We start from the raw sequence: 23,246 nt of genomic DNA, 5'->3' as shown, positions 1-23,246 counted from the left end.
ATGAGCGTCGGACCCGACGTGCTCGCCGCCGTCGTGCAGCGGGTGCAGGCCGCGCCGGCGCGGCTGCCGGGTCCGGGTGCGTCGTCGCCGTGGCGGCGCACCCGGCTCGTGTGCGTCGACGGACCGGCCGGCTCGGGCAAGACGACCCTGGCCACCCAGGTCGCCGTCGAGCTGTGCTGCCAGGTGGTCCACATGGACGACCTCTACGAGGGCTGGGAGGCGGGCCCCGGCGGGGGATCGGCGCGGCTGGCACGGCGGGTCCTCGCACCCCTGGCCGAGGGGCGGACGGGGGAGTACCGGCGTTACGACTGGGTCGCCGGTGACTGGGCCGAGACGCACCGGGTCGAGCCCGCGCCGTTCCTGGTGGTCGAGGGGTGCGGCGCCGCGGCCCGGACGGTCGACCCCTGGGTCGCGCTGCGGGTGTGGGTCGAGGCCGACGACGGCGAGCGTCTGCGTCGTGGCCTGGCGCGCGACGGCGAGCACGCGCGGCAGCACTGGCTGCAGTGGATGCGGGACGAGTCCGCGCACTACGCTGCCGAGCAGACGCGCGAGCGGGCGGACGTCCTCGTGGACGGGTTCGGCCGCCTGGGCGCACCGGGCGAGCAGCGAGGTGGTGGGTGATGACGTCACCGACGGAGAGCCGGACGGCACCGGGGGTGCCCTGGCAGGTGCCGGGGGCGTCCTGGTACGCCAGGAGCGTCCACGACGTGGCGCGCGATCTGCTCGGTGCGCACCTGGTGAGGCGCCACCACGACGGCGACGTCGTCCTGCGGATCACCGAGGTCGAGGCCTACGGCGGCGACGACGACCCGGCCTCGCACGCCTTCCGTGGGCCGACGGAGCGCAACCGTTCCATGTTCGGGCGCCCGGGGCGCCTCTACGTGTACCGCCACCTCGGCCTGCACCACTGCGTCAACCTGGTGTGCGGGCCGGTGGGTGAGGCGTCGGCCGTCCTGCTGCGGGCGGGGGAGGTCGTCGAGGGCTCCGGGCTCGCCCGGTCCCGGCGCGAGAGGTCGGGGCGGTGCGACTCCGACGGGCAGATCGCGCGCGGCCCGGCGCGGCTGGCGGTCGCGGCGGACCTGGACCGGAACGACGACGGCACCGACGTGACCGATGCGGGCGGAACCGTCGTGGTCCAGCTGCCGATCGACCCGTTGCCGCGCACCGTCGCCACCGGCCCGAGGGTGGGCGTCGGTGGCGACGGCGCCGACCCGGCACGCTTCGCGTGGCGGTCCTGGCTCGTCGACGAGCCGACGGTGTCGGCCTACCGTCCGGTGGCCCGTCGGGCGCGCTGATCCTGGACGTCCCGACGCGCCAGGTCGGACGATCCCTGGGCAGGCGCGACGGATGTCGCGTCAGCGTCCTCGGCCCCGTCGCTCCCGCGCAGCCGGTCCCGCCAGGCGTCGAACTCGCGGTCGGCCCGGACCTCGCCGGGCGCGCGCGCCAGCAGCACGGTCACGACCAGCGCGAGGGTCGAGAAGAACAGGAAGAGCGCCAGCGGGACCAGCAGCTCACCGGCGGTCAGCCCCTGCGGCGTCTGGGAGCTGGCGTGCGCAGCGTGATCGCCGTCGCCCATCCGCATCGCGGCCATGCCCGTGTAGTGCATGCCGGACACGGCGATACCCATGACGACGGCGGCGACCACGCCGAGAGCGAGCGTGCGGACGCGGTAGGACAACCAGAGGGCGGCCGAGGCGGCGACGACGCCGATCACGACGGACAGCAGCACCAGCCCGGGGGCGTAGGACAGCGGCACGTTCGTGTGCATGGCACGCATGCCCAGGTAGTGCATGCTGGTCACCCCCAGGCCGGCGGTCGTACCACCGACGAGCAGAGGTCGCAGGCGACCCTGGGACCTGTCCACCAGGAACAGCCCCGCGGCGACGACCACGACCGCGATGACGGCGCTGAGGAGCGTCAGCGGGATGTCGTACCGGATCTCCGCTCCCTCGACGGAGAACCCGAGCATGGCCACGAAGTGCATCACCCAGACGCCCGTGCCGCCGATCGCGAGGGCTCCGAGCCACAGCCACAGGCTCCGTCGACGCCCTTCGTAGAGCCGGGCGCGCGCGGTGCAGGACAGCCCTGCGGCGCAACCCACGAACGACAGGACGAAGGAGAGAATCGGGGTCAGGGCCCCGTACGCGAAGTGCTCGATCAAGAGGTGCCCCCTGGCTTGAGTGCTGAGTCAGCACGAAGAACGCACGAAGGACGGACGTCCCGTGGCGATGGTGGTGCGGGTGGTACGACCGTCCCGGCCGCACGGTCGGGCACACTAGGGGTGGACCCCGACCGGGGGCCGACCGACCACCGAAGGAGTACATGGTGACCGACGTTCTCGACGAGCTGCAATGGCGGGGCCTGGTGGCGCAGTCCACCGACGAGGCCGCGTTGCGTACTGCGCTGGCCGAGGGACCGATCGCCTACTACTGCGGCTTCGACCCTACGGCACCGAGCCTGCACCACGGCCATCTCGTCCAGCTGGTGCTGCTGCGGCACCTGCAGCTGGCCGGGCACCGGGCGGTGGCGCTCGTCGGCGGAGCCACGGGGATGATCGGTGACCCGCGCCAGTCGGGCGAGCGGGTGCTGAACACCAAGGAGACGGTGGCCGAGTGGACCCAGCGCCTCAAGGCGCAGGTCTCGCGATTTCTCGACTTCGAGGGCGACAACCCGGCGATCCTGGTGGACAACCTGGACTGGATCGCCGACATGACGGCGATCGACTTCCTGCGCGACGTGGGCAAGCACTACCGTCTCGGCACGATGCTGGCCAAGGACACCGTGGCGCGCCGGCTGCGTTCGGACGAGGGGATCAGCTTCACCGAGTTCAGCTACCAGATCCTGCAGGGCATCGACTTCCTGGAGCTCTTCCGCCGGCACGGGGTGACCCTGCAGACGGGCGGCAACGACCAGTGGGGCAACTTGCTGTCCGGCGTCGAGCTCATTCGCAAGTCCGAGGGCGCTGCCGTCCACGTCCTGACGACGCCGCTCATCACGAAGGCTGACGGCACCAAGTTCGGAAAGACCGAGGGCGGGGCCGTCTGGCTCGCTCCCGACATGATGAGCCCGTACGCGTTCTACCAGTTCTGGCTCAACGCGTCCGACGCCGACGTCGTGGGCTGGTTGAAGATCTTCACCTTCCGTTCGCGCGAGGAGATCGAGTCCCTCGCCCAGGCGGTCCAGAACCGCCCGGGTGCCAGGGAGGCCCAGCGGGCGCTGGCGAACGACGTCACGACGCTGGTGCACGGTGCTGAGGCGACCGCCGCCGTGGTCGCCGCGAGCCAGGCGCTGTTCGGCCGTGGTGACCTGTCCACGCTCGACGGCGGAACCCTGGAGGCGGCCACCGCCGAGCTGCCGCGCACCGAGGTGACGGCCGGTTCGGCCGTCCTCGATGCTCTGGTCGGCTCGGGGCTCGTGGCGTCCCGCGCCGCCGGACGGCGTGCCATCGCGGACGGCGGCGCCTACGTCAACAACGTCAAGGTCGTCGACGAGGATGCCGTCCTGGCGCCGGAGGATCTTCTGGACGGCCGGTACGCCGTCCTGCGCCGGGGCAAGAAGACCCTCGCGGTCGCAGTCGTGGCTTGACGCCCCCGTTCGACCGGGGGCGTTGACCTCTGGTTCGACGCCGGACGTCGGATCTGGGCGAAGGACCGGGGGCCGGCGGCCCGCTCCCAGTTCGAGCGCGGCGCCGAAACACGCCCTGACCTGGGGATTTGTCCTCCAGGCCAGGGCGTGTGTAATGTTCTGGTCGTTCGCCCGGCAGGGAGGAACGGACACCGCAGGTGATCGCCGCAAGGAGATCACGAAGATGTGGTGGACGGTCCCGCGGGTGGGCCACCCCGAAGACTTCGATCCGGTACAGTTGTGTGCCCGGACCGAGCCGGACGGAACTCCAGACATCTTCCGCCGAATAGCGGGAGTTGACCGGAGGAGATCGACCGGGTAAGGTTGAAGGGTTGCCCCGGAGGGGGTCGGGACGGTTGTTCTGGCTTCTGATGGTGTGTGTCGGTTGTTTGAGAACTCAACAGTGTGCTTGATAGTCAATGCCAAATTTTGAACCTTATTGGTTCCTTTGGACTAGATTGGACAGCTAGTTTTGCTAGTTTGTTTGGTCTGGCCAGTATCGATTGGCATCGCGCATCTTTCGGGGTGTTGTGGTGTTTTCTCTCTTTTACGGAGAGTTTGATCCTGGCTCAGGACGAACGCTGGCGGCGTGCTTAACACATGCAAGTCGAACGGTGAAGCCCAGCTTGCTGGGTGGATCAGTGGCGAACGGGTGAGTAACACGTGAGCAACCTGCCCTCCACTTCGGGATAAGCCTTGGAAACGGGGTCTAATACCGGATATGAGCCTGCATCGCATGGTGTGGGTTGGAAAGTTTTTCGGTGGGGGATGGGCTCGCGGCCTATCAGCTTGTTGGTGGGGTGATGGCCTACCAAGGCGTCGACGGGTAGCCGGCCTGAGAGGGCGACCGGCCACACTGGGACTGAGACACGGCCCAGACTCCTACGGGAGGCAGCAGTGGGGAATATTGCACAATGGGCGAAAGCCTGATGCAGCGACGCCGCGTGAGGGATGACGGCCTTCGGGTTGTAAACCTCTTTCAGCAGGGAAGAAGGCTTCGGTTGACGGTACCTGCAGAAGAAGCGCCGGCTAACTACGTGCCAGCAGCCGCGGTAATACGTAGGGCGCAAGCGTTGTCCGGAATTATTGGGCGTAAAGAGCTCGTAGGCGGTTTGTCGCGTCTGGTGTGAAAACCTCAGGCTCAACCTGGGGCGTGCATCGGGTACGGGCAGACTAGAGTGCGGTAGGGGAGACTGGAATTCCTGGTGTAGCGGTGGAATGCGCAGATATCAGGAGGAACACCGATGGCGAAGGCAGGTCTCTGGGCCGCAACTGACGCTGAGGAGCGAAAGCATGGGGAGCGAACAGGATTAGATACCCTGGTAGTCCATGCCGTAAACGTTGGGCACTAGGTGTGGGGCTCATTCCACGAGTTCCGTGCCGCAGCTAACGCATTAAGTGCCCCGCCTGGGGAGTACGGCCGCAAGGCTAAAACTCAAAGGAATTGACGGGGGCCCGCACAAGCGGCGGAGCATGCGGATTAATTCGATGCAACGCGAAGAACCTTACCAAGGCTTGACATGCACCGGACGCTTCCAGAGATGGTTGTTCCGCAAGGTCGGTGCACAGGTGGTGCATGGTTGTCGTCAGCTCGTGTCGTGAGATGTTGGGTTAAGTCCCGCAACGAGCGCAACCCTCGTCCCATGTTGCCAGCGGGTTATGCCGGGGACTCATGGGAGACTGCCGGGGTCAACTCGGAGGAAGGCGGGGATGACGTCAAATCATCATGCCCCTTATGTCTTGGGCTTCACGCATGCTACAATGGCCGGTACAGAGGGCTGCGATACCGTAAGGTGGAGCGAATCCCAAAAAGCCGGTCTCAGTTCGGATTGGGGTCTGCAACTCGACCCCATGAAGTCGGAGTCGCTAGTAATCGCAGATCAGCAACGCTGCGGTGAATACGTTCCCGGGCCTTGTACACACCGCCCGTCAAGTCACGAAAGTTGGTAACACCCGAAGCCCATGGCCCAACCGGTTTTCCGGGGGGAGTGGTCGAAGGTGGGACCGGCGATTGGGACTAAGTCGTAACAAGGTAGCCGTACCGGAAGGTGCGGCTGGATCACCTCCTTTCTAAGGAGCACGTGGCCCTGGTGGTCTCGTCGGCGTGTGCTCGCCCGTTCGGGTGGGTTGCTGGTGGGGCTGGTAGCTGGGGTCCATGCAGGCCGCTCGAGGCACCGTTCGTGTGTCTGGTGGCTGCTCTGGGTGGAACATTGACCGTACGGTCGGCCCTGGTGGTCGAGGCGTCCAGTACAGCTGGTGGGTTCCTTCGGGGGTCTGCTGGTGGGAACGGGTCTCGGTGTCGGGGTTGGCTGGGAGAGCACACTGTTGGGTCCTGAGGCAACCGGCCATGGTCGGGGGTTTCACGACGCGGGTCGTCGGCTGGTGTCATACCGCCTGGTGCTGGGTTCTCTTCCCTGGAGGGGAGGGGGTCTGGTCGCGGGGTTGGTGGCACGGGGGCCGGCGGGTTCGTCCGTTGCTTGAGAACTGCACAGTGGACGCGAGCATCTCAGATGTTCAAGCGGCACCTCTTCTTTGAGGGGGTGCTTGTTTCTTGGATTTCTGTAGCAATTTTGTAGAGTGTGTCGAAGTTTCTTAGGGCACACGGTGGATGCCTTGGCACTAGGAGCCGAAGAAGGACGTGGTAGCCTGCGATAATCCTCGGGGAGCTGGCAAACGAGCTGTGATCCGAGGGTGTCCGAATGGGGGAACCCGGCCCAAGTCATGTTGGGTCACCTGCATCTGAATACATAGGGTGTAGGGGGAACGCCGGGAAGTGAAACATCTCAGTACCGGCAGGAAGAGATATTCCGTGAGTAGTGGCGAGCGAAAGCGGATGAGGCCAAACCGTGCACGTGTCAAGCTGTCAGGCGTTGCGTGTGCGGGGTTGTGGGACCTTCTTTCAGGATCTGACAGTCCTGGGACCAGTAAGAAAGCCGTGTCATAGTCGAACCGCATTGAAAGGCGGACCGTAGAGGGTGTGAGTCCCGTAGACGAAATGGTGCGGCCTGGTGGAGGGGATCCCAAGTAGCACGGGGCCCGAGAAATCTCGTGTGAATCTGGCAAGACCACTTGCTAAGCCTAAATACTACCTAGTGACCGATAGCGGACCAGTACCGTGAGGGAAAGGTGAAAAGTACCCCGGGAGGGGAGTGAAATAGTACCTGAAACCGTGTGCCTACAATCCGTCGGAGCCTCCCTAGCAGGGGTGACGGCGTGCCTTTTGAAGAATGAGCCTGCGAGTTAGTGCTCGGTGGCGAGGTTAACCCGTGTGGGGAAGCCGTAGCGAAAGCGAGTCCGAATAGGGCGATACAGTCGCCGGGTCTAGACCCGAAGCGAAGTGATCTAGCCATGGGCAGGTTGAAGCGCCGGTAAGACGGCGTGGAGGACCGAACCCACTTAGGTTGAAAACTGAGGGGATGACCTGTGGTTAGGGGTGAAAGGCCAATCAAACTTCGTGATAGCTGGTTCTCCCCGAAATGCATTTAGGTGCAGCGTCACGCGTTCCTTACCGGAGGTAGAGCTACTGGATGGCCGATGGGCCCCACCAGGTTACTGACGTCAACCAAACTCCGAATGCCGGTAAGCCAGAGCGTGGCAGTGAGACTGCGGGGGATAAGCTTCGTAGTCGAGAGGGAAACAGCCCAGACCACCGGCTAAGGCCCCTAAGCGTGTGCTCAGTGGGAAAGGATGTGGAGTTGCACAGACAACCAGGAGGTTGGCTTAGAAGCAGCCACCCTTGAAAGAGTGCGTAATAGCTCACTGGTCAAGTGATTCCGCGCCGACAATGTAGCGGGGCTCAAGTACACCGCCGAAGCCGTGGCACTCACACAATATCCCAGCACATCCTTGAGGTGTGTTCAGGAGTGTGGGTGGGTAGGGGAGCGTCGTGTGGGCAGTGAAGCCGCGGAGTGATCCAGCGGTGGAGACTACACGAGTGAGAATGCAGGCATGAGTAGCGAATGACGGGTGAGAAACCCGTCCGCCGAATGACCAAGGGTTCCAGGGCCAGGCTAATCCGCCCTGGGTAAGTCGGGACCTAAGGCGAGGCCGACAGGCGTAGTCGATGGACAAGGAGTTGATATTCTCCTACCGGCGAAGAACCGCCCATACCGAGCCCGGTGATGCTCAGCACCCCAAGACGTCAACCGTCACCTTCGGGTGACACCTGACGAGGCGGCGTGCGACCCAAACCGGTAGTAGGTAAGCGTATTAACAGGGGTGACGCAGGAAGGTAGCCCGGCGTGGCGATGGTAGTCCACGTCCAAGGCTGTAGCCCGCTCTGTAGGCAAATCCGCAGAGCATCAAGGGTGAGAGCTGACAGAGAACCCGTACGGGGGAACTGGGTGATCCTATGCTGCCAAGAAAAGCCTCGACGCGAGGTTCTAGCCGCCCGTACCCCAAACCGACTCAGGTGGTCAGGTAGAGAATACTAAGGCGATCGAGAGAATCGTGGTTAAGGAACTCGGCAAAATGCCCCCGTAACTTCGGGAGAAGGGGGGCCTGATCCGTGAACCCACTTGCTGGGGGAAGCGGTGAGGGCCGCAGAGACCAGGGAGAAGCGACTGTTTACTAAAAACACAGGTCCGTGCGAAGTCGCAAGACGATGTATACGGACTGACGCCTGCCCGGTGCTGGAAGGTTAAGAGGACGGGTCAGCTTCGGCGAAGCCCAGAATTTAAGCCCCAGTAAACGGCGGTGGTAACTATAACCATCCTAAGGTAGCGAAATTCCTTGTCGGGTAAGTTCCGACCTGCACGAATGGCGTAACGACTTCTCCGCTGTCTCAACCACGAACTCGGCGAAATTGCACTACGAGTAAAGATGCTCGTTACGCGCAGCAGGACGGAAAGACCCCGGGACCTTTACTATAGCTTGGTATTGGTGTTCGGTGCGGTTTGTGTAGGATAGGTGGGAGACTATGAAACCCGCGCGCCAGCGCGAGTGGAGTCGCCGTTGAAATACCACTCTGACCGCATCGACCATCTAACCTCGGTCCGTGATCCGGACCAGGGACAGTGCCTGGTGGGTAGTTTAACTGGGGCGGTTGCCTCCCAAAATGTAACGGAGGCGCTCAAAGGTTCCCTCAGCCTGGTTGGCAATCAGGTGTCGAGTGCAAGTGCACAAGGGAGCTTGACTGTGAGACCGACAGGTCGAGCAGGGACGAAAGTCGGAACTAGTGATCCGGCGGTGGCTTGTGGAAGCGCCGTCGCTCAACGGATAAAAGGTACCCCGGGGATAACAGGCTGATCTTCCCCAAGAGTCCATATCGACGGGATGGTTTGGCACCTCGATGTCGGCTCGTCGCATCCTGGGGCTGGAGTAGGTCCCAAGGGTTGGGCTGTTCGCCCATTAAAGCGGCACGCGAGCTGGGTTTAGAACGTCGTGAGACAGTTCGGTCCCTATCCGCTGCGCGCGCAGGAAACTTGAGAAGGGCTGTCCCTAGTACGAGAGGACCGGGACGGACGAACCTCTGGTATGCCAGTTGTTCCGCCAGGAGCACCGCTGGTTCGCTACGTTCGGAAGGGATAACCGCTGAAAGCATCTAAGCGGGAAGCCTGCTTCAAGATGAGGTTTCCATCCCCCTCGAGGGGTGAAGGCACCCAGCTAGACCACTGGGTAGATAGGCCGGAAGTGGAAGACAGGACCAAAGACTGTCGCAGCTGACCGGTACTAATCAGCCAACAACTTCACACACCACAAAACATGCTACGCGTCCACTGTGCGGTTCCCGAGAAACGGGCACCACCCCCCCCAGGCCGGCCAGGCCGTCAACACACCCGTTGACACCAGCCACCAGCCACCACAACAAGGGGGGAAACCCGAACAACTCGACAACGTTACGGCGGTCACAGCGAAGGGGAAACGCCCGGTCCCATACCGAACCCGGAAGCTTAGCCCTTCAGCGCCGATGGTACTGCCCTGGAGACGGGGTGGGAGAGTAGGACGCCGCCGGACACCATTCACAACAAGGCCCCCCAACCACCGGTTGGGGGGCCTTGCTGCATTCACCAACCTGCCCGTTCAGCAGACCCGTGTGCCGGCTTCGGCGACGCATCACACAGCCGGTCCGGACGCGATCCTTCGCGATGCCCGGGGCGTGCGTGGGAGAATCGGGCGTCGGACCCGAATCGAGAGGACCTCAGTGAACGACACACCTCGTGACGATCGCCCCGAGAAGGGCGACGACCGTCGCCGTCAGCAGCAGGGCGGACGTGACGGTTCGTACCGGCGCGACGCGCGACAGGGCGGATCTCGCGACGGTGAACCGCGTCGCGACGAGGCTCCCCGGGGAGACCGCAGAGACGGCCCGCGTCGGGGTCCCGGTGCAGGCCGGGGGACCGGCGCTCCTCGCCGGGAAGGTGGTCCGGAGCCGCGCCGCACCGACGACGGTGCACGGACCGGGCGCCCCTCATCCGGCGGCGGCGACCGGCGTGGGCCGCGCGAAGGGGAACGCCAGCCGTGGCGTGCGGACCGCGACGACCGACGTGGCGAGAGCCGTGGTTCCGCAGGCCGGCCGGGGCGTCCCACCGGGGGCGCCGGCCGCGGCGGGGAGGGACGTCAGCACGGTGGTGAACGTGGACGCACGCCGCGTCGCGACCAGCCCGACTCCCGTGGCCCCCGCGTCGACCGTCAGGGACCGCCGCGGGTGGAGGGCCCGGAGCTTCCCGAGGACGTGGACTTCCGACAGCTCGACGGCCCGGCGCGAGCCCGCCTGCGCGGTCTCAGCAAGGAGAACGCGCAGTGGGTGGGCGCGCACCTGGTCATGGCCGGACGACTGCTCGACGTCGACCCGGAGACCGCCTACCTGCACGCACAGGCTGCGGTGAGCCGCGGCGGGCGGATCGACGTCGTCCGTGAGGCCGCCGGGATCGCCGCCTACCGCACCGGGCGCTACGCCGAGGCGCTGCGAGAGCTGCGGACCGTGCGCCGGCTCAACGGATCCTCCGAGCACCTGCCCCTGATGGCCGACGCCGAGCGCGGGCTCGGCCGACCGGAGCGTGCGATCGCCCTCGCTGCGAGCGAGGAGGCCGCCACGCTCGACGCGGACGGCCGCACCGAGCTCGCGATCGTGGTCAGCGGTGCCCGCAGCGACCTCGGCGAGCACGACGCGGCCCTGGCGGTCCTGGACAGGATCCCCGTGGCCGAGCGCAGCGGGGATCTCGGAGTGCGGGTGCTTCAGGCCAAGTCCCTGGCCCTGGAGGCCGCCGGCCGGGAGCGCGAGGCCGCGGAGCTCCTGTCGAGGGTGGATCCCGCCGTGCTCGCACGGCTGGGGGGCGCCCCGGAGGACGACGAGGACGTCGTGGTGTTCGACGTCTATGACGACTCCGTCGGGGACGAGCTGGACGAGGGCAGCGCACCGACCCACGAGGCCGGCTCGTCGCCGTCGGACGCCGAGGGCCGGTCGTGAGCGCTGCCACGCTCGTCGGGAGCGAGGCGCCGTTGGCGCAGACGCACGACGTGGCACTCGTCGACCTCGACGGGGTGGCATACCAGGGTCATCTGCCCATCGACCACGCGGCGTCGAGTCTCGGCGCCGCACGGGACGGTGGCATGCGCCTGGTGTTCGTCACCAACAACGCCTCCCGTGAGCCCGAGGACGTCGCTGCCCAGCTCAGCGGGCTGGACATCCCGACGTCGCCGGACGAGGTGATGACGGCGGCACAGGCGTGCGCCGCCCTGCTGGCCACGCGGCTCGAGCCCGGTGCCAAGGTGCTGGTCGTCGGCGGCAAGGGCCTCGTCACCGCGGTCGAGCGTGCGGGGTTCGTCGTCGTCCGGAGCGCGGACGACGCCCCCGACGCCGTCGCACAGGGGTTCTCTCCCGACCTGGGCTGGGGCGACCTGGCGGAGGCGGCCTACGCCGTCGCGGGCGGTGCCTGGCACGTGGCGAGCAACCGCGACCTGTCCCTGCCGACCGCACGGGGCTTCGCGCCCGGCAACGGCTCGTTGGTCGCCGCGGTCGTGTCCGCGACGGGGGTCGAGCCGGACAGCGCCGGGAAACCGTCACCGACCATGTACCGGATGGCCGTCGATCGCCTCGACGCCCGCCGTCCGCTCGTGATCGGGGACCGGCTCGACACCGACCTCGCCGGGGCGCGCTCCGGCGGATATCCCGGGCTGCACGTGCTGACCGGGGTGTCGTCGGCGAGGGACGCGGTGCTCGCGCCGCCGGGGCTGCGTCCGAGCTACCTGGGTGCTGACCTGAGGGCGCTGCTCGAGCCGCACCCTGCCCCGCAGCGGGCCGACGGCGGTTGGTGGCGGTGCGGGGACCGGGCGGCGCGGGTCGTCGGGGACGGGCTGGAGGTCGACCGGCAGGGTCCGCAGGGCATCGACGTCGTCCGTGCCGCCTGCGCGGCCGCCTGGGCGGCGGCCGACGCCGGCAGCGGCCCGGCGCCGCAGGGCGTGGCGGACCTGAGCGCCTGAACCGGCTCCGTGCGTCACGCACGGTCGGTCCACGGGCAGGCGGTAGCGTTGTCCCGGAACTACCGAGGGAGCCGAGATGTCGCAGGACGCGCAGCAGGAGGGGACGCCGGAACCGACCGTCGAGACGGCCGGACCGGACGACGTCCTCGCGCCCGTCCGCGACCTGGGCGACGTTCCTGTCTCCGAGCACGTCGGACGGTTCGCCGACGTGGAGCGACGGCTGCGGGCCCGACTGGACGAGGAGCCGGACCACGGCCGGCAGGACGCCGGGACGCCTGACGTCGGCGCGCCGGGCGGCAGGACGGAGCGCTGATGCCGGATCGTGCCGACGCCGAGCTCGTCCGGCGCGGCCTGGCCAGGTCGCGCCGCCATGCGAGCGCGCTCGTGGTCGAGGGCAGGGTGCGGGCCGACGGCGTCCTGGTGGCCAAGGCTTCCGCGCAGGTGCCCGTCACCGCCGAGCTCGTCGTCGCGCCCGACCCTGACGACCCCGGCTACGCCTCGCGTGCCGGTGGCAAGCTCGCCGGAGCCCTCGACGCCCTGGACGCCGACGCGGCCGGTCGTGCGGTGACGCGCAGGATCGAGGGCGCACGCTGCCTCGACCTGGGCGCCTCCACCGGCGGCTTCACCGACGTGCTGCTGCGACGGGGCGCCGCACGGGTCACCGCCCTGGACGTCGGTCACGACCAGCTCGTCGACCGGCTGCGCCACGACGACCGGGTCGCCGTCGTGGAGGGTTTCAACGTCCGCGACCTCACGCCGTCGGACCTCGAGGGCCCCCCGGACGTCGTGGTGGGTGACCTGTCCTTCATCTCCTTGCGGCTGGTGGTGGGTGCCGTGGCGGGGGTGACCGCCCCCGGCGCGACGGTGCTGCTGCTGGTCAAGCCGCAGTTCGAGGTCGGTCGCGAACGGCTGGGTCGCGGCGGTGTGGTGCGTGACCCGGCGCTGCGCGCCGGTTCGGTCGTGGACGTCACCCTCCAGGCCGCGGCAGCGGGCTTCGGTGCCCGCGCCGTCGTCCCCAGTCCCGTGCCGGGACCGAGCGGCAACCACGAGTACTTCTGCTGGTTCGAGCGCGCCGCAGGTGCCGTCGAGGTCGACACCGAGGAGGTGGCCCGGGCTGCCGAGGCCGCCGTCGAGTGGCGGACCGACGGGACCCCGCCGGTCATCACGGTCGCCCCCCGGCGACAGGAAGGTACTTCATGACCCGACGAGTTCTCATCGTCACGCACGGTGGACGTGCGCAGGCGGTGGCCGCCATGACCGAGGCGGTCGCCGAGCTGGAGGCTGCCGGTTTCGAGGTGACGCTGCACGACGACGACCTGGCCGAGGAGTTCGGGGATCCCGCCTCCGTCGTGCGGGCGCGCGAGGGCGTGGCCGAGTGCGAGGTGGTCATGGTGCTCGGCGGGGACGGCACGATCCTGCGTGCCGCCGAGCTGACGCACGGCACCGACGTGCCGCTCCTGGGGGTCAACCTGGGGCACGTGGGCTTCCTGGCCGAGTCGGAGCGGGAGAACCTGCACGACGCCGTCCGTCGTGTCGCCGCGCGCGAGTACGCGGTCGAGGAGCGTCGGGTCGTCGACGTCGTCGTCGAACGGCCCGGCGAGAGCGAGCCCGTCACCGGGTGGGCGCTCAACGAGGCGACGGTCGAGAAGGCGTCGCGGGAGAGGATGCTGGAGGTCGGGATCGCCGTGGACGGCCGACCTCTCAGCTCGTTCGGCTGCGACGGGGTGGTGGTCTCCACGGCCACGGGTTCGACGGCGCACGCGTTCTCGGCGGGCGGGCCGGTCATGTGGCCCGACGTCGACGCCGTGCTGCTCGTGCCGTTGTCGGCGCACGCGCTGTTCGCCCGCCCCCTGGTGATCGGCCCGACCTCGGAGTACACGATCCAGGTGCTGGACCGCAGTGCGATGCCCGGCGTGCTCACCTGTGACGGACGGCGCAGCATCGAGCTGCCCCTCGGCTCGAAGGTGCGGGTGCGCCGGGGCGAGGTGCCGCTGCGGTTCGCCCGGCTCGCGACGGCGCCGTTCACGGATCGGCTGGTGTCCAAGTTCTCCCTGCCGGTGATCGGCTGGCGCGAGGCGGCGGACGAGGCGGCGGCCCGCCGGGTCGCCGGGACAGAACGAACCCGGACGGAGGGTTGAGCGTGCTCGAGGAGATCGCGATCTCCGACCTGGGGGTGATCCGTTCGGCACGGGTGCCTCTGTCGGCCGGACTGACGGTCATCACCGGGGAGACCGGGGCGGGCAAGACGATGCTGCTGACCGGGCTCGGCCTGCTCATGGGTGGCCGGGCGGACCCGGCCGGTGTGCGCCCGGGGGCCGACCGCGCCGTCGTCGAGGGCCGGCTCGACCTGCGCCGCCACCCGCACGCCACCGAGCGGGTGGACGAGGCCGGGGGCGAGGTGGACGACGACGGCACCGTCGTCGTGCTGCGCACGGTCGCGGCGGGCCGGTCGCGCGCGCACCTCGGCGGCCGGGGTGTGCCGCAGACGGTCCTGGCGGAGATCGCCGACGAGCTCGTCACCGTGCACGGCCAGTCCGACCAGCTCCGTCTGCGCACGCCGAGCAAGCAGCGCGAGGCCCTCGACCGGTTCGCCGGCGCGGCGCACGCAGCCACCCTGGCCGAGCACCGTGCGGCCTGGGCCGAGCGGGCCGGCCTGCAGTCCGAGATCGACGACCTGACGTCGCGGGCCGCGGAGCGCGCCCGCGAGGCCGAGCTGCTGCGGCTCGGGATCGCCGAGATCGAACGCCTGGACCCGCAGCCGGGGGAGGACGCGGACCTCACCACGCTGACGACACGGCTCGGGAACGTCGAGGAGCTGCGTCAGGGTGCCCAGCTCGCCCACGACGCCGTCGCCGGGGACGACACCGAGGTCGAGGGTTCGGCGGTGCACGCCGTCGAACGTGCCCGGCGTGCCCTGGAGGCCGTGGCCGGGGACGACCCCGCACTGGCCGACCAGGTGCGGCGCCTGACCGAGGCCGGGTACGTCCTCGGTGACGTCGCCACCGAGCTGTCGTCGTACGTCGCGGACCTGCAGGCCGACCCGGCCGCGCTGGAGACGGCGCACGCCCGTCTCGCCGACCTGGGTTCGCTGACCCGCAGCTACGGCAGCACGATCGACGACGTCCTCGCCTGGGCGTCCGACGCCGGGCTGCGACTTCTCGACCTGGACGACGGCGGTGAGCGCGTCGAGGGGCTGCGCGCCCGCGTCGCGGAGCTCGACGACCTCGTGGCGGACCTCGCAGGCAGGATCGGGGACGCCCGTCGCGACGCCGCCGTCCGCCTCGCCGAGGCGGTCACCGCCGAGCTGGACGGGCTGGCGATGCGGGGTGCGCGCCTCGAGGTCGAGGTGTCGCCGGGCGAGCCCGGCCCGCACGGCGCCGACCAGGTCGCCTTCCTCCTGCAGCCCCATCCGGGCTCGCCCGCACGCCCCCTCGGCAAGGGCGCCTCCGGGGGAGAGCTGTCCCGGGTGATGCTCGCCGTGGAGGTGGCGCTCGCCACGGCCGGCGAGGACGCCGACGCGGTGCTGCCCACCTTCGTCTTCGACGAGGTCGACGCCGGGGTCGGCGGCCGGGCAGCCGTCGAGGTGGGCAGGCGTCTGGCCGCGCTCGCCCGACGCACGCAGGTCGTGGTGGTCACCCACCTGGCGCAGGTGGCGGCCTTCGCCGACACCCACCTGGTCGTCGCCAAGTCGACCGCTGCGGACGCCGGCACGACCGTCACCGGTGTGGAGAAGGTCACCGACGAGGACCGTGTGCGAGAGCTGGCCAGGATGCTGTCCGGCCAGGACGACTCCGAGACGGCGCGTCAGCACGCCCTCGAACTTCTGGAGTCCTCCGCCGTGGGACCATGGGGCCGATGAGACTGAGCCTCCGCCGGGCCGATCGCGGCCCCGACACCAGCGACGTCGTGCCTGATCCCGACGGGCCGGCGCGCGTCGGCACGCGCACGAAGGACCTCACCAAGCGGTTGAAGCCTGGTGACGTCGCCGTCATCGACCATGCCGACATCGACCGCGTGGCGGCGGAGGCGCTGGTCGCCGCCGCACCGTCCGCGGTCCTCAACGCGGCGCCGTCGACGACGGGCCGCTACCCCAACGCCGGGCCGGACATCCTGCTGCAGGCCGGGATCGTGCTCGTCGACGGCATCGGGCCGGAGATCATGGCGGTCACCGACGGCGCCCCCGTGCACATCGACGGCAGCTCCGTGCGCGTCGACGGCACGACGTACGACGCGGGGACCCGCCAGACCCCCGAGACGGTCGCGGTCGCCATGGCCGAGGCGCGCGAGGGGCTCTCCGACGAGATCGAGCGTTTCGCGGAGAACACGCTGTCCTACCTGCGCAAGGAGCGCGAGCTGCTGCTCGACGGCGTCGGCGTCCCCGACGTGCGCACGGTCTTCGAAGGGCGTCACGTCCTCATCGTGGTCCGCGGCTACCACTACCGCGAGGACCTCGCGATGCTGCGCCCGTACATCGCCGAGAACCGGCCCGTGCTCGTCGGAGTCGACGGCGGGGCGGACGCGATCCTGGACGCCGGGCTGCGACCCGACATGATCGTCGGTGACATGGACTCCGTGACCGACAAGGCGCTGGCCTGCGGCGCGGAGATCGTGGTGCACGCCTACCGGGACGGCAACGCTCCCGGGCTCGAGCGGGTCCGCGCGCTCGGCGTCGAGCCGGTGCTGTTCCCGGCGACCGGGACCAGCGAGGACATCGCGATGCTGCTCGCCGACGACAAGGACGCCGAGCTGATCGTCGCCGTCGGCACGCACGCGACCCTGGTCGAGTTCCTCGACAAGGGCCGTGCCGGCATGGCCAGCACCTTCCTCACCAGGCTCCGGGTCGGCGGAAAGCTCGTGGACGCCAAGGGCGTGTCCCGGCTCTACCGCACCCGGATCTCGAACCTCCAGCTCACCCTGCTGTCCGCCGCGGGCGTGGCGGCGGTCGCCGCAGCCCTGTGGTCGACGTCCGCCGGGCAGACCGCGTTCGGCCTGGTCGGTGCGCAGATCGACGACATCGTCTCGTGGATCGGCGGCCTCTTCGGAGGCTGAGCCACCCACGTACCGGAACCAAGGAGCACCCCTCACCCGTGATCGACTTCCGCTACCACCTCGTCTCGCTGATCTCCGTCTTCCTGGCGCTCGCGGTCGGCATCATCCTCGGTGCCGGCCCGCTGCAGAACGCCATCGGCGACCAGCTCACCGACCAGGTCAACGCCCTGCGCGCGGAGCGCACCGAGCTGCGCGACACCCTCGGCGAGACCGAGTCGTCCCTGGACCAGCAGAGCGCGTTCGCGCTCGCGGCCGGGGCCGAGCTCGTCGACGGTTCGCTGCAGGACGTGCGCGTCGCGGTCGTCGACGTCGACGGGATCTCCGACACGCTCGAGGTCGAGGTCGTCAACCAGCTCGAGGCCGCGGGTGCGCGCATCGTCACGCAGGCGTCGATGACCGGTGCCTGGAGCTCGGCCGAGGACGCCGTCCTGCGCGGCACGGTCTCCGACGGGCAGCGGGGTCAGCTGGGGGACCTGGTCGACGACGAGGCCTCGACGGCCGAGGTGCTGGGCACCGTGCTGGGCCTGTCCCTGACGGAGCCTGCCGCCGGCGATCCCGAGGAGCGCAGCGAGCGGGCCGTCGGCCTGTACCAGCTCCTCAGCCAGGTCGGACTCGTGGAGTCGAGGTTCGCCCCGGCGGCCCCGGCCGACGCGGTCCTGCTGCTCTCGACCGGTTCGCAGGGCTCGGCCTCGGAGTCCGCCGACGCCTCGGAGATGCCGGAGGACGTCGACACGGTCGGTGCTGTGCTCGCCGTCCAGGAGGCCGCAGGGACCGTCGTGGTGGCGGGGCCGACGACGACGGACGCCGACCTGGTCGGCGAGCTGCGCGCGGACGACCAGGTGCTGGAACGGCTGAGCACGGTCAGCGGGCTCGAGCAGGAGGTCCTGCGGCTCGACGTGCCGTTGGCGCTCGCGGCGCAGCTCGCCGGCGAGGTCGGGCAGTACGGGTTCGAGGACGACGCGATCGTGGTGCCGCCCGCCGTCGAGCTGCCCGACGACCTCCCCGGCAGCGTCGACGCCGACGCACCCGAGGACGGTTCGTGATGGGCGTCGGGCGGCTCGTCGGCGCCGGCGCGGTCGCCGCTGCGGCGACGACCCTGGTCCGGCGCGCCCTCGGTGCGACGCAGCCCGGGGGAGCGGACCGGTGGACCCGGACGAACCATCGGGGGGAACCGGTGTCGATGCTCGAGGGCCCGGCCGTGGCGCTCGGCCTGGTGGCCGGCACGGCCGTCAGCGGCGGTTCCGCCCGGGTACGCTGCGCCACCGTGATCGCCACGGTGGGTGCGGGAGCCTTCGGCGTGGTCGACGACCTCGCCGAGGACACCTCTACCCGGACGAAGGGCCTGCGGGGGCACCTGGGCGCGCTGGCCCGTGGTGAGCTGACGACGGGCGGCCTGAAGGTGGTGGGCATCGGTGCGAGCTCGATGCTCGCCGCCGCGGTCGGGACGCCCCGACGTGGCGGAGCGGCGGCGCACGCCGTGGACGTCGTCGTCAACGGTGCGTTGCTGGCCGGGACGGCGAACCTGCTGAACCTGCTCGACCTGCGGCCGGGACGCGCGCTGAAGGCTGCGGCCCTGCTGACGCTGCCCGCCGCGACCACCCAGGGCGGGGGCGGCACCGGTGCGCTGCTGGGGACGGCTCTGGCCGCCGCGCCGGGCGACCTCGCCGAGCGCGACATGCTCGGCGACGGCGGCGCCAACGCCGTCGGGGCGTTCGTCGGGAGCCGCTGGGCCTTCGGTGCGCCGCGGCCGTTGCGTGCCGCCGCCCTCGCGGGCGTCGTCGGCCTCACCCTCGCCTCCGAGAGGGTCAGCTTCTCGGCCGTCGTGGAGCGCACCTCGTGGCTTCGACGGCTCGACCAGGTCGGTCGCCGTCCCGCCTCGCCCGCGCCGGAGCAGGCCGTGTCGTCGGCCGCGGCGTCGGCGGCCGAGGGGCCCGAGGCGGGGACGCAGGTGGGGTCCGAAGGCGCGACGGGGTGAGCGTCCCGGGCGGGCGGCAGGCCGCCACCACGATCGCCGGGGCGGCCCTGCTGATCACGGTGGTCACCCTGGCCAGCCGGGTCGTCGGGTTCGGACGGTGGCTCGCCCAGGCGAGCTTCCTGGGGACCGGGGGCGTCGACGCGCCCTTCAACGCGGCGAACCTCCTGCCGAACGTGCTCTTCGAGGTCGCGGCGGGCGGCGCTCTGGCCGGTGCGGTCGTGCCGCTCCTGTCGGGCTACCTCGTGCGCGGGGACCGGGAGAAGGCCTCCAGGACGGCGTCGGCGCTGCTCGGCTGGACCCTCGTGGTCCTGCTGCCGCTCGGCGGCGCGATGGCGCTCCTCGCGGACCCGATCTCGCGGATGCTCGGGCTCGACGACCCCGTCCACGTGGAGGTCGCCGCCGACTTCCTCAGGGTGTTCGCGGTCCAGGTGCCCCTCTACGGCATCGCCGTGGTCCTGGGCGGCATCCTGCAGGCCCACAAGAAGTTCTTCTGGCCGGCGTTCTCCCCGCTCGTGTCGAGCCTGGTCGTCATCGGGGTGTACGCACGGTTCGGCACGCTCGCCGACGGTCACCAGCAGGACGTCGCCGAGCTGACGTCGCAGGCGCTCGGCTGGCTGGCGTGGGGGACGACGGCGGGGGTCGCGTTCCTCGCGCTGCCGCTCGTGTGGCCCGTGGCACGCACCGGGCTGCGGCTGCGTCCGACGCTGCGCTTCCCGGACGGCGAGGGGCGACGGGCCGCCCGGCTCGCGTTCGCCGGTATCGGCGCGCTCGTGGCCCAGCAGCTGGCCCTGCTGGTGACGATGGTGAGCGCGAACGAGGCGGGCGGGGCGGGCGCCTGGACGATCTTCCTGTGGGCGCAGCAGGTGTACTTCCTGCCCTACGCCGTCCTCGCCTTCCCCATCGCGACGAGCGCGTTCCCCCGGTTCTCCGAGCTGGCGGCCGAGCGCCGCCACGACGACCTGGCTCGACTGGTGTCGGCCACCACCCGCGTGCTGGTCGTCGTCGCGGCGCTGGGTGCGGCGGCGCTGGTCGCCGCGGCGCCCTTCGTGGAGAACGTGTTCGACGCCGTCGTGGCGGCAGGAACGGCGGCGGGGGACGCCGACGGGCTCGCCGGTGCGCTCGCCTGGATGGCGCCGGGCCTGCTCGGCTACGCCCTCATCCTGCAGCTCTCGAGGGTGCTGTACGCCGTCGACGCGGGGCGTGCGGCGGTCCTGGCCACGGCGTCGGGGTGGCTCGTGGTCGCCCTGGGCGCCGGGGCGGCGGTGCTGGTGTTCGCCGGGCAGGAACCGGGCGGGAGCTCCCAGGAGCACGTGCTCGCCTGGCTGGGCGGTGCCACCACGGTCGGGATGACCGTGGCCGGCGTGGCGCTGCTCGTGGCGGTGCGGCTGCGGCTCGGCGCCGGCTCGCTGGCCGGTGTGTGGCGGACGCTGGCGGTGGCCGTGGTCGCGGGGGTCGCCGGTTCCTGGCTCGGGCGCCTGGTGTTCCCGGCCCCGGACCGCTCGACGGCCGAGACGACGTCGGCCGGCGTCGGAGCGGTCGTGCAGGACGTCGGCCTCGGCCTGCTCGCCGGCCTGGTGGCGGCGGTGGTCGTGCTCGTCGCGGCAGCGCTCGCCGACGCCGCGGTGCGGGGGAGGATCGTGGGGCTGGGGCGACGCCTCGCGCGTCGCTGACCGCACCGACCACGGGCGACGAGCGCCGTGATGACCGCGCCGGTGAGCGGGAGCAGCAGCCGTGGGCGCGGGGGCTGTGGGCGAGAGCACGGTGCGGCGCGTCGACTCCGTGACGCCTCCGGGCCATCTCTCGGATAGCATGGAGTTCCGTGGCTGACACCCAGATTCGAACCTCGTCCCGCTCCTCCAGCCGCGCCGGTGCGACGCACCAGACGCGCCACATCTTCGTGACGGGCGGTGTGGCCTCCTCGCTCGGCAAGGGACTCACAGCGTCCTCCCTCGGGCGCCTGCTGCGCTCGCGCGGCCTGCGGGTCACGATGCAGAAGCTCGACCCGTACCTCAACGTGGACCCGGGCACCATGAACCCGTTCCAGCACGGCGAGGTGTTCGTCACGTCCGACGGCGCCGAGACCGACCTGGACATCGGCCACTACGAACGCTTCCTCGACGTGGAGCTGCCCGCCTCGTCGAACGTCACCACCGGTCAGGTGTACTCCCGCGTGATCGCCAAGGAGCGGCGCGGCGAGTACCTCGGAGACACGGTGCAGGTCATCCCGCACATCACCGACGAGATCAAGTCGCGGATGCGCGACCAGGCCGGCCCCGAGGTCGACGTCATCATCACCGAGATCGGCGGCACGGTGGGTGACATCGAGTCCCAGCCGTTCCTCGAGGCGGCGCGCCAGGTGCGCCACGAGCTCGGCCGCGACGACTGCTTCTTCCTGCACGTCTCCCTCGTGCCGTACATCGGCCCGTCGGGGGAGCTCAAGACCAAGCCGACCCAGCACTCGGTCGCCGCCCTGCGCTCGATCGGCATCCAGCCGGACGCCATCGTGCTGCGTTCGGACCGCGTGGTCCCCGAGGGCATCAAGCGCAAGATCGCCCTGATGTGCGACGTCGACAACGAGGCCGTCGTCAACGCCGCTGACGCCCCGAGCATCTACGACATCCCCCGCGTCCTGCACTCCGAGGGCCTGGACGCCTACGTGGTGCGTCGCCTCGACCTGCCCTTCCACGACGTCGAGTGGGGTGGTTGGACGCGGCTGCTCGAGCGCGTGCACGAGCCGGAGCACAACGTCGAGATCGCGCTGGTGGGCAAGTACATCGACCTTCCGGACGCCTACCTGTCGGTGACCGAGGCGCTGCGCGCCGGCGGTTTCGACAACGACACGCGGGTCGCGATCCGCTGGGTCGCGGCCGACGACTGCAGCACGCCCGCCGGGGCGCAGGAGGCGCTGAACGGCGTGGACGCGATCCTCGTGCCGGGCGGCTTCGGCGTGCGGGGGATCGACGGCAAGGTCGGCGCGCTGCGCTGGGCACGCGAGAACCTGGTCCCCACGCTCGGTATCTGCCTGGGGCTGCAGTCGATGGTCATCGAGTACGCGCGCAACGTGCTCGGGCTCGCGGACGCGTCCTCGACCGAGTTCGACGCGGACTCGGCCAACCCCGTCATCGCCACGATGGCCGAGCAGCTCGCGATCGTGGGCGGCGACGGCGACCTCGGCGGCACGATGCGGCTGGGTGCCTACGTGGCGACCCTCACCGAGGGTTCCGTCGTGGCGAAGGCCTACGGCAGCACCGAGGCCACGGAGCGGCACCGGCACCGCTACGAGGTGAACAACCAGTACCGCGAGCGCCTCGAGGACGCCGGGCTGCGCATCTGCGGCACGTCCCCGGACGGTGACCTCGTCGAATTCGTCGAGCTCCCGGCCGACGTCCACCCGTACTACGTGAGCACGCAGGCGCACCCGGAGTTCATGTCCCGGCCGACGGGTTCGCACCCGCTCTTCAAGGGACTGGTCGCCGCGGCGCTGGTGCGTCAGGGCGTCGGGGCGTGACCCCCGAGCCCACGGTCGGGTCCACGGGCGCGGTCGGCGACGTCGTCGACCCGCGCCCGGTCGCCGCGCACGAGGTCCTGCACCGCGGCGCGATCTTCGACCTGGTGCGCGACCGGGTCGACCTCGGCGACGCGGGCACCGTGTCGCGCGAGTACCTCGACCACCCGGGGGCCGTGGCCGTCGTCGTGCTCGACGACGAGGACCGGGTGCTGATGCTGCGGCAGTACCGCCATGCCGTGCGCGCACGCATGTGGGAGATCCCCGCCGGGCTGCTCGACGTCGTCGGCGAGCCCGCCGTCGACGCGGCCGCGCGGGAGCTCGCCGAGGAGGCGGACCTGACGGCCGCACGCTGGGACGTCCTGGTCGACTTCGCGACGACGCCCGGAGCGAGCAACGAGGCGCTGCGCGTCTTCGTCGCCCGCGACGTCGCTGCGGTGCCCGAGGGCGAGCGGCACGAGCGGTCTGGCGAGGAGGCCGAGATCGTCACCCGCTGGGTGGCGCTGGACGAGGCGGTCGCCCTGGCGCTGGCGGGCGAGCTGCACAACCCGTCCGCCGTCGTCGGCATCCTTGCCGCTGCCGCGAGCCGGGCCGGGGGATGGGCCTCGTTGCGCGCCGTGGACGCTCCGTGGCCCTACCGGCGAGGCACGCTGCCCACCTGACCGGCCCCCA

General features: G+C 70.0%; 16 protein-coding genes and 3 rRNA genes. 18 read left to right on the top strand and 1 reads right to left on the bottom strand.

Annotation, left to right across the window (positions count from 1 at the left end; all coding sequences use genetic code 11):
* Together ACNHYB_RS04300 and ACNHYB_RS04295 are read left to right on the top strand one after the other, a co-directional pair.
* Entirely contained in the window at nucleotides 1-621 is a 621-nt protein-coding gene (locus ACNHYB_RS04300) for a uridine kinase family protein (RefSeq protein WP_418277148.1), read from the top strand.
* A complete protein-coding gene (locus tag ACNHYB_RS04295; RefSeq protein WP_418277147.1) occupies nucleotides 621-1,295 on the top strand; it encodes a DNA-3-methyladenine glycosylase in 675 nt (224 codons plus the stop codon). The genes ACNHYB_RS04300 and ACNHYB_RS04295 overlap by 1 nt, the downstream gene beginning before the upstream one ends.
* On the opposite strand, the gene ACNHYB_RS04290 is transcribed toward ACNHYB_RS04295, so the two are convergent.
* On the bottom strand, nucleotides 1,265-2,161 hold the full coding sequence (locus ACNHYB_RS04290; protein WP_418277145.1) for an MHYT domain-containing protein: 897 nt from the start codon (nucleotides 2,159-2,161) through the stop codon (nucleotides 1,265-1,267). The genes ACNHYB_RS04295 and ACNHYB_RS04290 overlap by 31 nt on opposite strands.
* Before the next feature lie 164 nt (nucleotides 2,162-2,325).
* Here ACNHYB_RS04290 and tyrS point away from each other — a divergent pair, with 164 nt between their 5' ends.
* From tyrS to ACNHYB_RS04210, 16 genes are all read left to right on the top strand, one after another.
* Nucleotides 2,326-3,585, top strand: coding sequence for a tyrosine--tRNA ligase (gene tyrS, locus ACNHYB_RS04285; protein WP_418277144.1), 1,260 nt, complete (start codon nucleotides 2,326-2,328; stop codon nucleotides 3,583-3,585).
* A gap of 585 nt (nucleotides 3,586-4,170) precedes the next feature.
* A 16S ribosomal RNA gene (locus ACNHYB_RS04280) occupies nucleotides 4,171-5,694 on the top strand.
* 510 nt (nucleotides 5,695-6,204) lie between these two features.
* A 23S ribosomal RNA gene (locus ACNHYB_RS04275) occupies nucleotides 6,205-9,318 on the top strand.
* Between the two features lie 144 nt (nucleotides 9,319-9,462).
* Nucleotides 9,463-9,579, top strand: a 5S ribosomal RNA gene (gene rrf / locus ACNHYB_RS04270).
* The 16S, 23S and 5S rRNA genes sit together here, the layout of an rRNA operon.
* 691 nt (nucleotides 9,580-10,270) lie before the next feature.
* Entirely contained in the window at nucleotides 10,271-11,032 is a 762-nt protein-coding gene (locus tag ACNHYB_RS04265; protein ID WP_418277143.1) for a hypothetical protein, read from the top strand.
* A complete protein-coding gene (locus ACNHYB_RS04260) occupies nucleotides 11,029-12,045 on the top strand; it encodes an HAD-IIA family hydrolase (RefSeq protein WP_418277142.1) in 1,017 nt (338 codons plus the stop codon). Before ACNHYB_RS04265 ends, ACNHYB_RS04260 begins: the two co-directional genes overlap by 4 nt.
* A 76-nt stretch (nucleotides 12,046-12,121) precedes the next feature.
* On the top strand, nucleotides 12,122-12,358 hold the full coding sequence (locus ACNHYB_RS04255) for a hypothetical protein (RefSeq protein ID WP_418277141.1): 237 nt from the start codon (nucleotides 12,122-12,124) through the stop codon (nucleotides 12,356-12,358).
* A complete protein-coding gene (locus ACNHYB_RS04250) occupies nucleotides 12,358-13,245 on the top strand; it encodes a TlyA family RNA methyltransferase (RefSeq protein WP_418277139.1) in 888 nt (295 codons plus the stop codon). The genes ACNHYB_RS04255 and ACNHYB_RS04250 overlap by 1 nt, the downstream gene beginning before the upstream one ends.
* Nucleotides 13,242-14,183 carry an NAD kinase gene (locus tag ACNHYB_RS04245; protein WP_418277137.1) on the top strand — a complete coding sequence of 314 codons (942 nt, stop codon included), beginning with the start codon at nucleotides 13,242-13,244 and terminating at the stop codon, nucleotides 14,181-14,183. The genes ACNHYB_RS04250 and ACNHYB_RS04245 overlap by 4 nt, the downstream gene beginning before the upstream one ends.
* Nucleotides 14,184-14,185: 2 nt before the next feature.
* Nucleotides 14,186-15,904, top strand: coding sequence for a DNA repair protein RecN (recN, locus tag ACNHYB_RS04240; protein WP_418277136.1), 1,719 nt, complete (start codon nucleotides 14,186-14,188; stop codon nucleotides 15,902-15,904).
* A complete protein-coding gene (steA, locus tag ACNHYB_RS04235; protein WP_418277135.1) occupies nucleotides 15,901-17,094 on the top strand; it encodes a putative cytokinetic ring protein SteA in 1,194 nt (397 codons plus the stop codon). The genes recN and steA overlap by 4 nt, the downstream gene beginning before the upstream one ends.
* A gap of 38 nt (nucleotides 17,095-17,132) precedes the next feature.
* The gene (locus tag ACNHYB_RS04230; RefSeq protein WP_418277134.1) at nucleotides 17,133-18,137 is read left to right on the top strand and encodes a copper transporter; all 1,005 of its coding nucleotides are present in this window, start codon (nucleotides 17,133-17,135) and stop codon (nucleotides 18,135-18,137) included.
* A complete protein-coding gene (locus tag ACNHYB_RS04225) occupies nucleotides 18,137-19,069 on the top strand; it encodes a hypothetical protein (protein WP_418277990.1) in 933 nt (310 codons plus the stop codon). The genes ACNHYB_RS04230 and ACNHYB_RS04225 overlap by 1 nt, the downstream gene beginning before the upstream one ends.
* Nucleotides 19,066-20,739: a murein biosynthesis integral membrane protein MurJ gene (murJ, locus tag ACNHYB_RS04220; protein ID WP_418277132.1), complete on the top strand. Its 1,674-nt coding sequence runs from the start codon at nucleotides 19,066-19,068 to the stop codon at nucleotides 20,737-20,739. Before ACNHYB_RS04225 ends, murJ begins: the two co-directional genes overlap by 4 nt.
* Before the next feature lie 149 nt (nucleotides 20,740-20,888).
* The gene (locus tag ACNHYB_RS04215; RefSeq protein ID WP_418277131.1) at nucleotides 20,889-22,577 is read left to right on the top strand and encodes a CTP synthase; all 1,689 of its coding nucleotides are present in this window, start codon (nucleotides 20,889-20,891) and stop codon (nucleotides 22,575-22,577) included.
* Nucleotides 22,574-23,236 (top strand): NUDIX domain-containing protein, encoded by a 663-nt coding sequence (locus tag ACNHYB_RS04210; RefSeq protein WP_418277129.1) that lies wholly within the window; start codon nucleotides 22,574-22,576, stop codon nucleotides 23,234-23,236. The genes ACNHYB_RS04215 and ACNHYB_RS04210 overlap by 4 nt, the downstream gene beginning before the upstream one ends.
* Nucleotides 23,237-23,246: the final 10 nt, after the last annotated feature.

The sequence above is a fragment of the Isoptericola jiangsuensis genome (assembly GCF_048320105.1).
In the GTDB taxonomy this organism is placed as follows: Bacteria; Actinomycetota; Actinomycetes; order Actinomycetales; family Cellulomonadaceae; genus Isoptericola; species Isoptericola jiangsuensis_A.
This window is presented reverse-complemented; position numbering and strand designations above follow the sequence as displayed.

Coding starts and splice junctions, on each gene's coding strand:
- steA (WP_418277135.1), top strand. CDS start 15,901: ATGAGACTGAGCCTCCGCCGGGCCGATCGCGGCCCCGACACCAGCGAC.
- ACNHYB_RS04295 (WP_418277147.1), top strand. CDS start 621: ATGACGTCACCGACGGAGAGCCGGACGGCACCGGGGGTGCCCTGGCAG.
- ACNHYB_RS04225 (WP_418277990.1), top strand. CDS start 18,137: ATGGGCGTCGGGCGGCTCGTCGGCGCCGGCGCGGTCGCCGCTGCGGCG.
- ACNHYB_RS04300 (WP_418277148.1), top strand. CDS start 1: ATGAGCGTCGGACCCGACGTGCTCGCCGCCGTCGTGCAGCGGGTGCAG.
- ACNHYB_RS04245 (WP_418277137.1), top strand. CDS start 13,242: ATGACCCGACGAGTTCTCATCGTCACGCACGGTGGACGTGCGCAGGCG.
- ACNHYB_RS04250 (WP_418277139.1), top strand. CDS start 12,358: ATGCCGGATCGTGCCGACGCCGAGCTCGTCCGGCGCGGCCTGGCCAGG.
- ACNHYB_RS04255 (WP_418277141.1), top strand. CDS start 12,122: ATGTCGCAGGACGCGCAGCAGGAGGGGACGCCGGAACCGACCGTCGAG.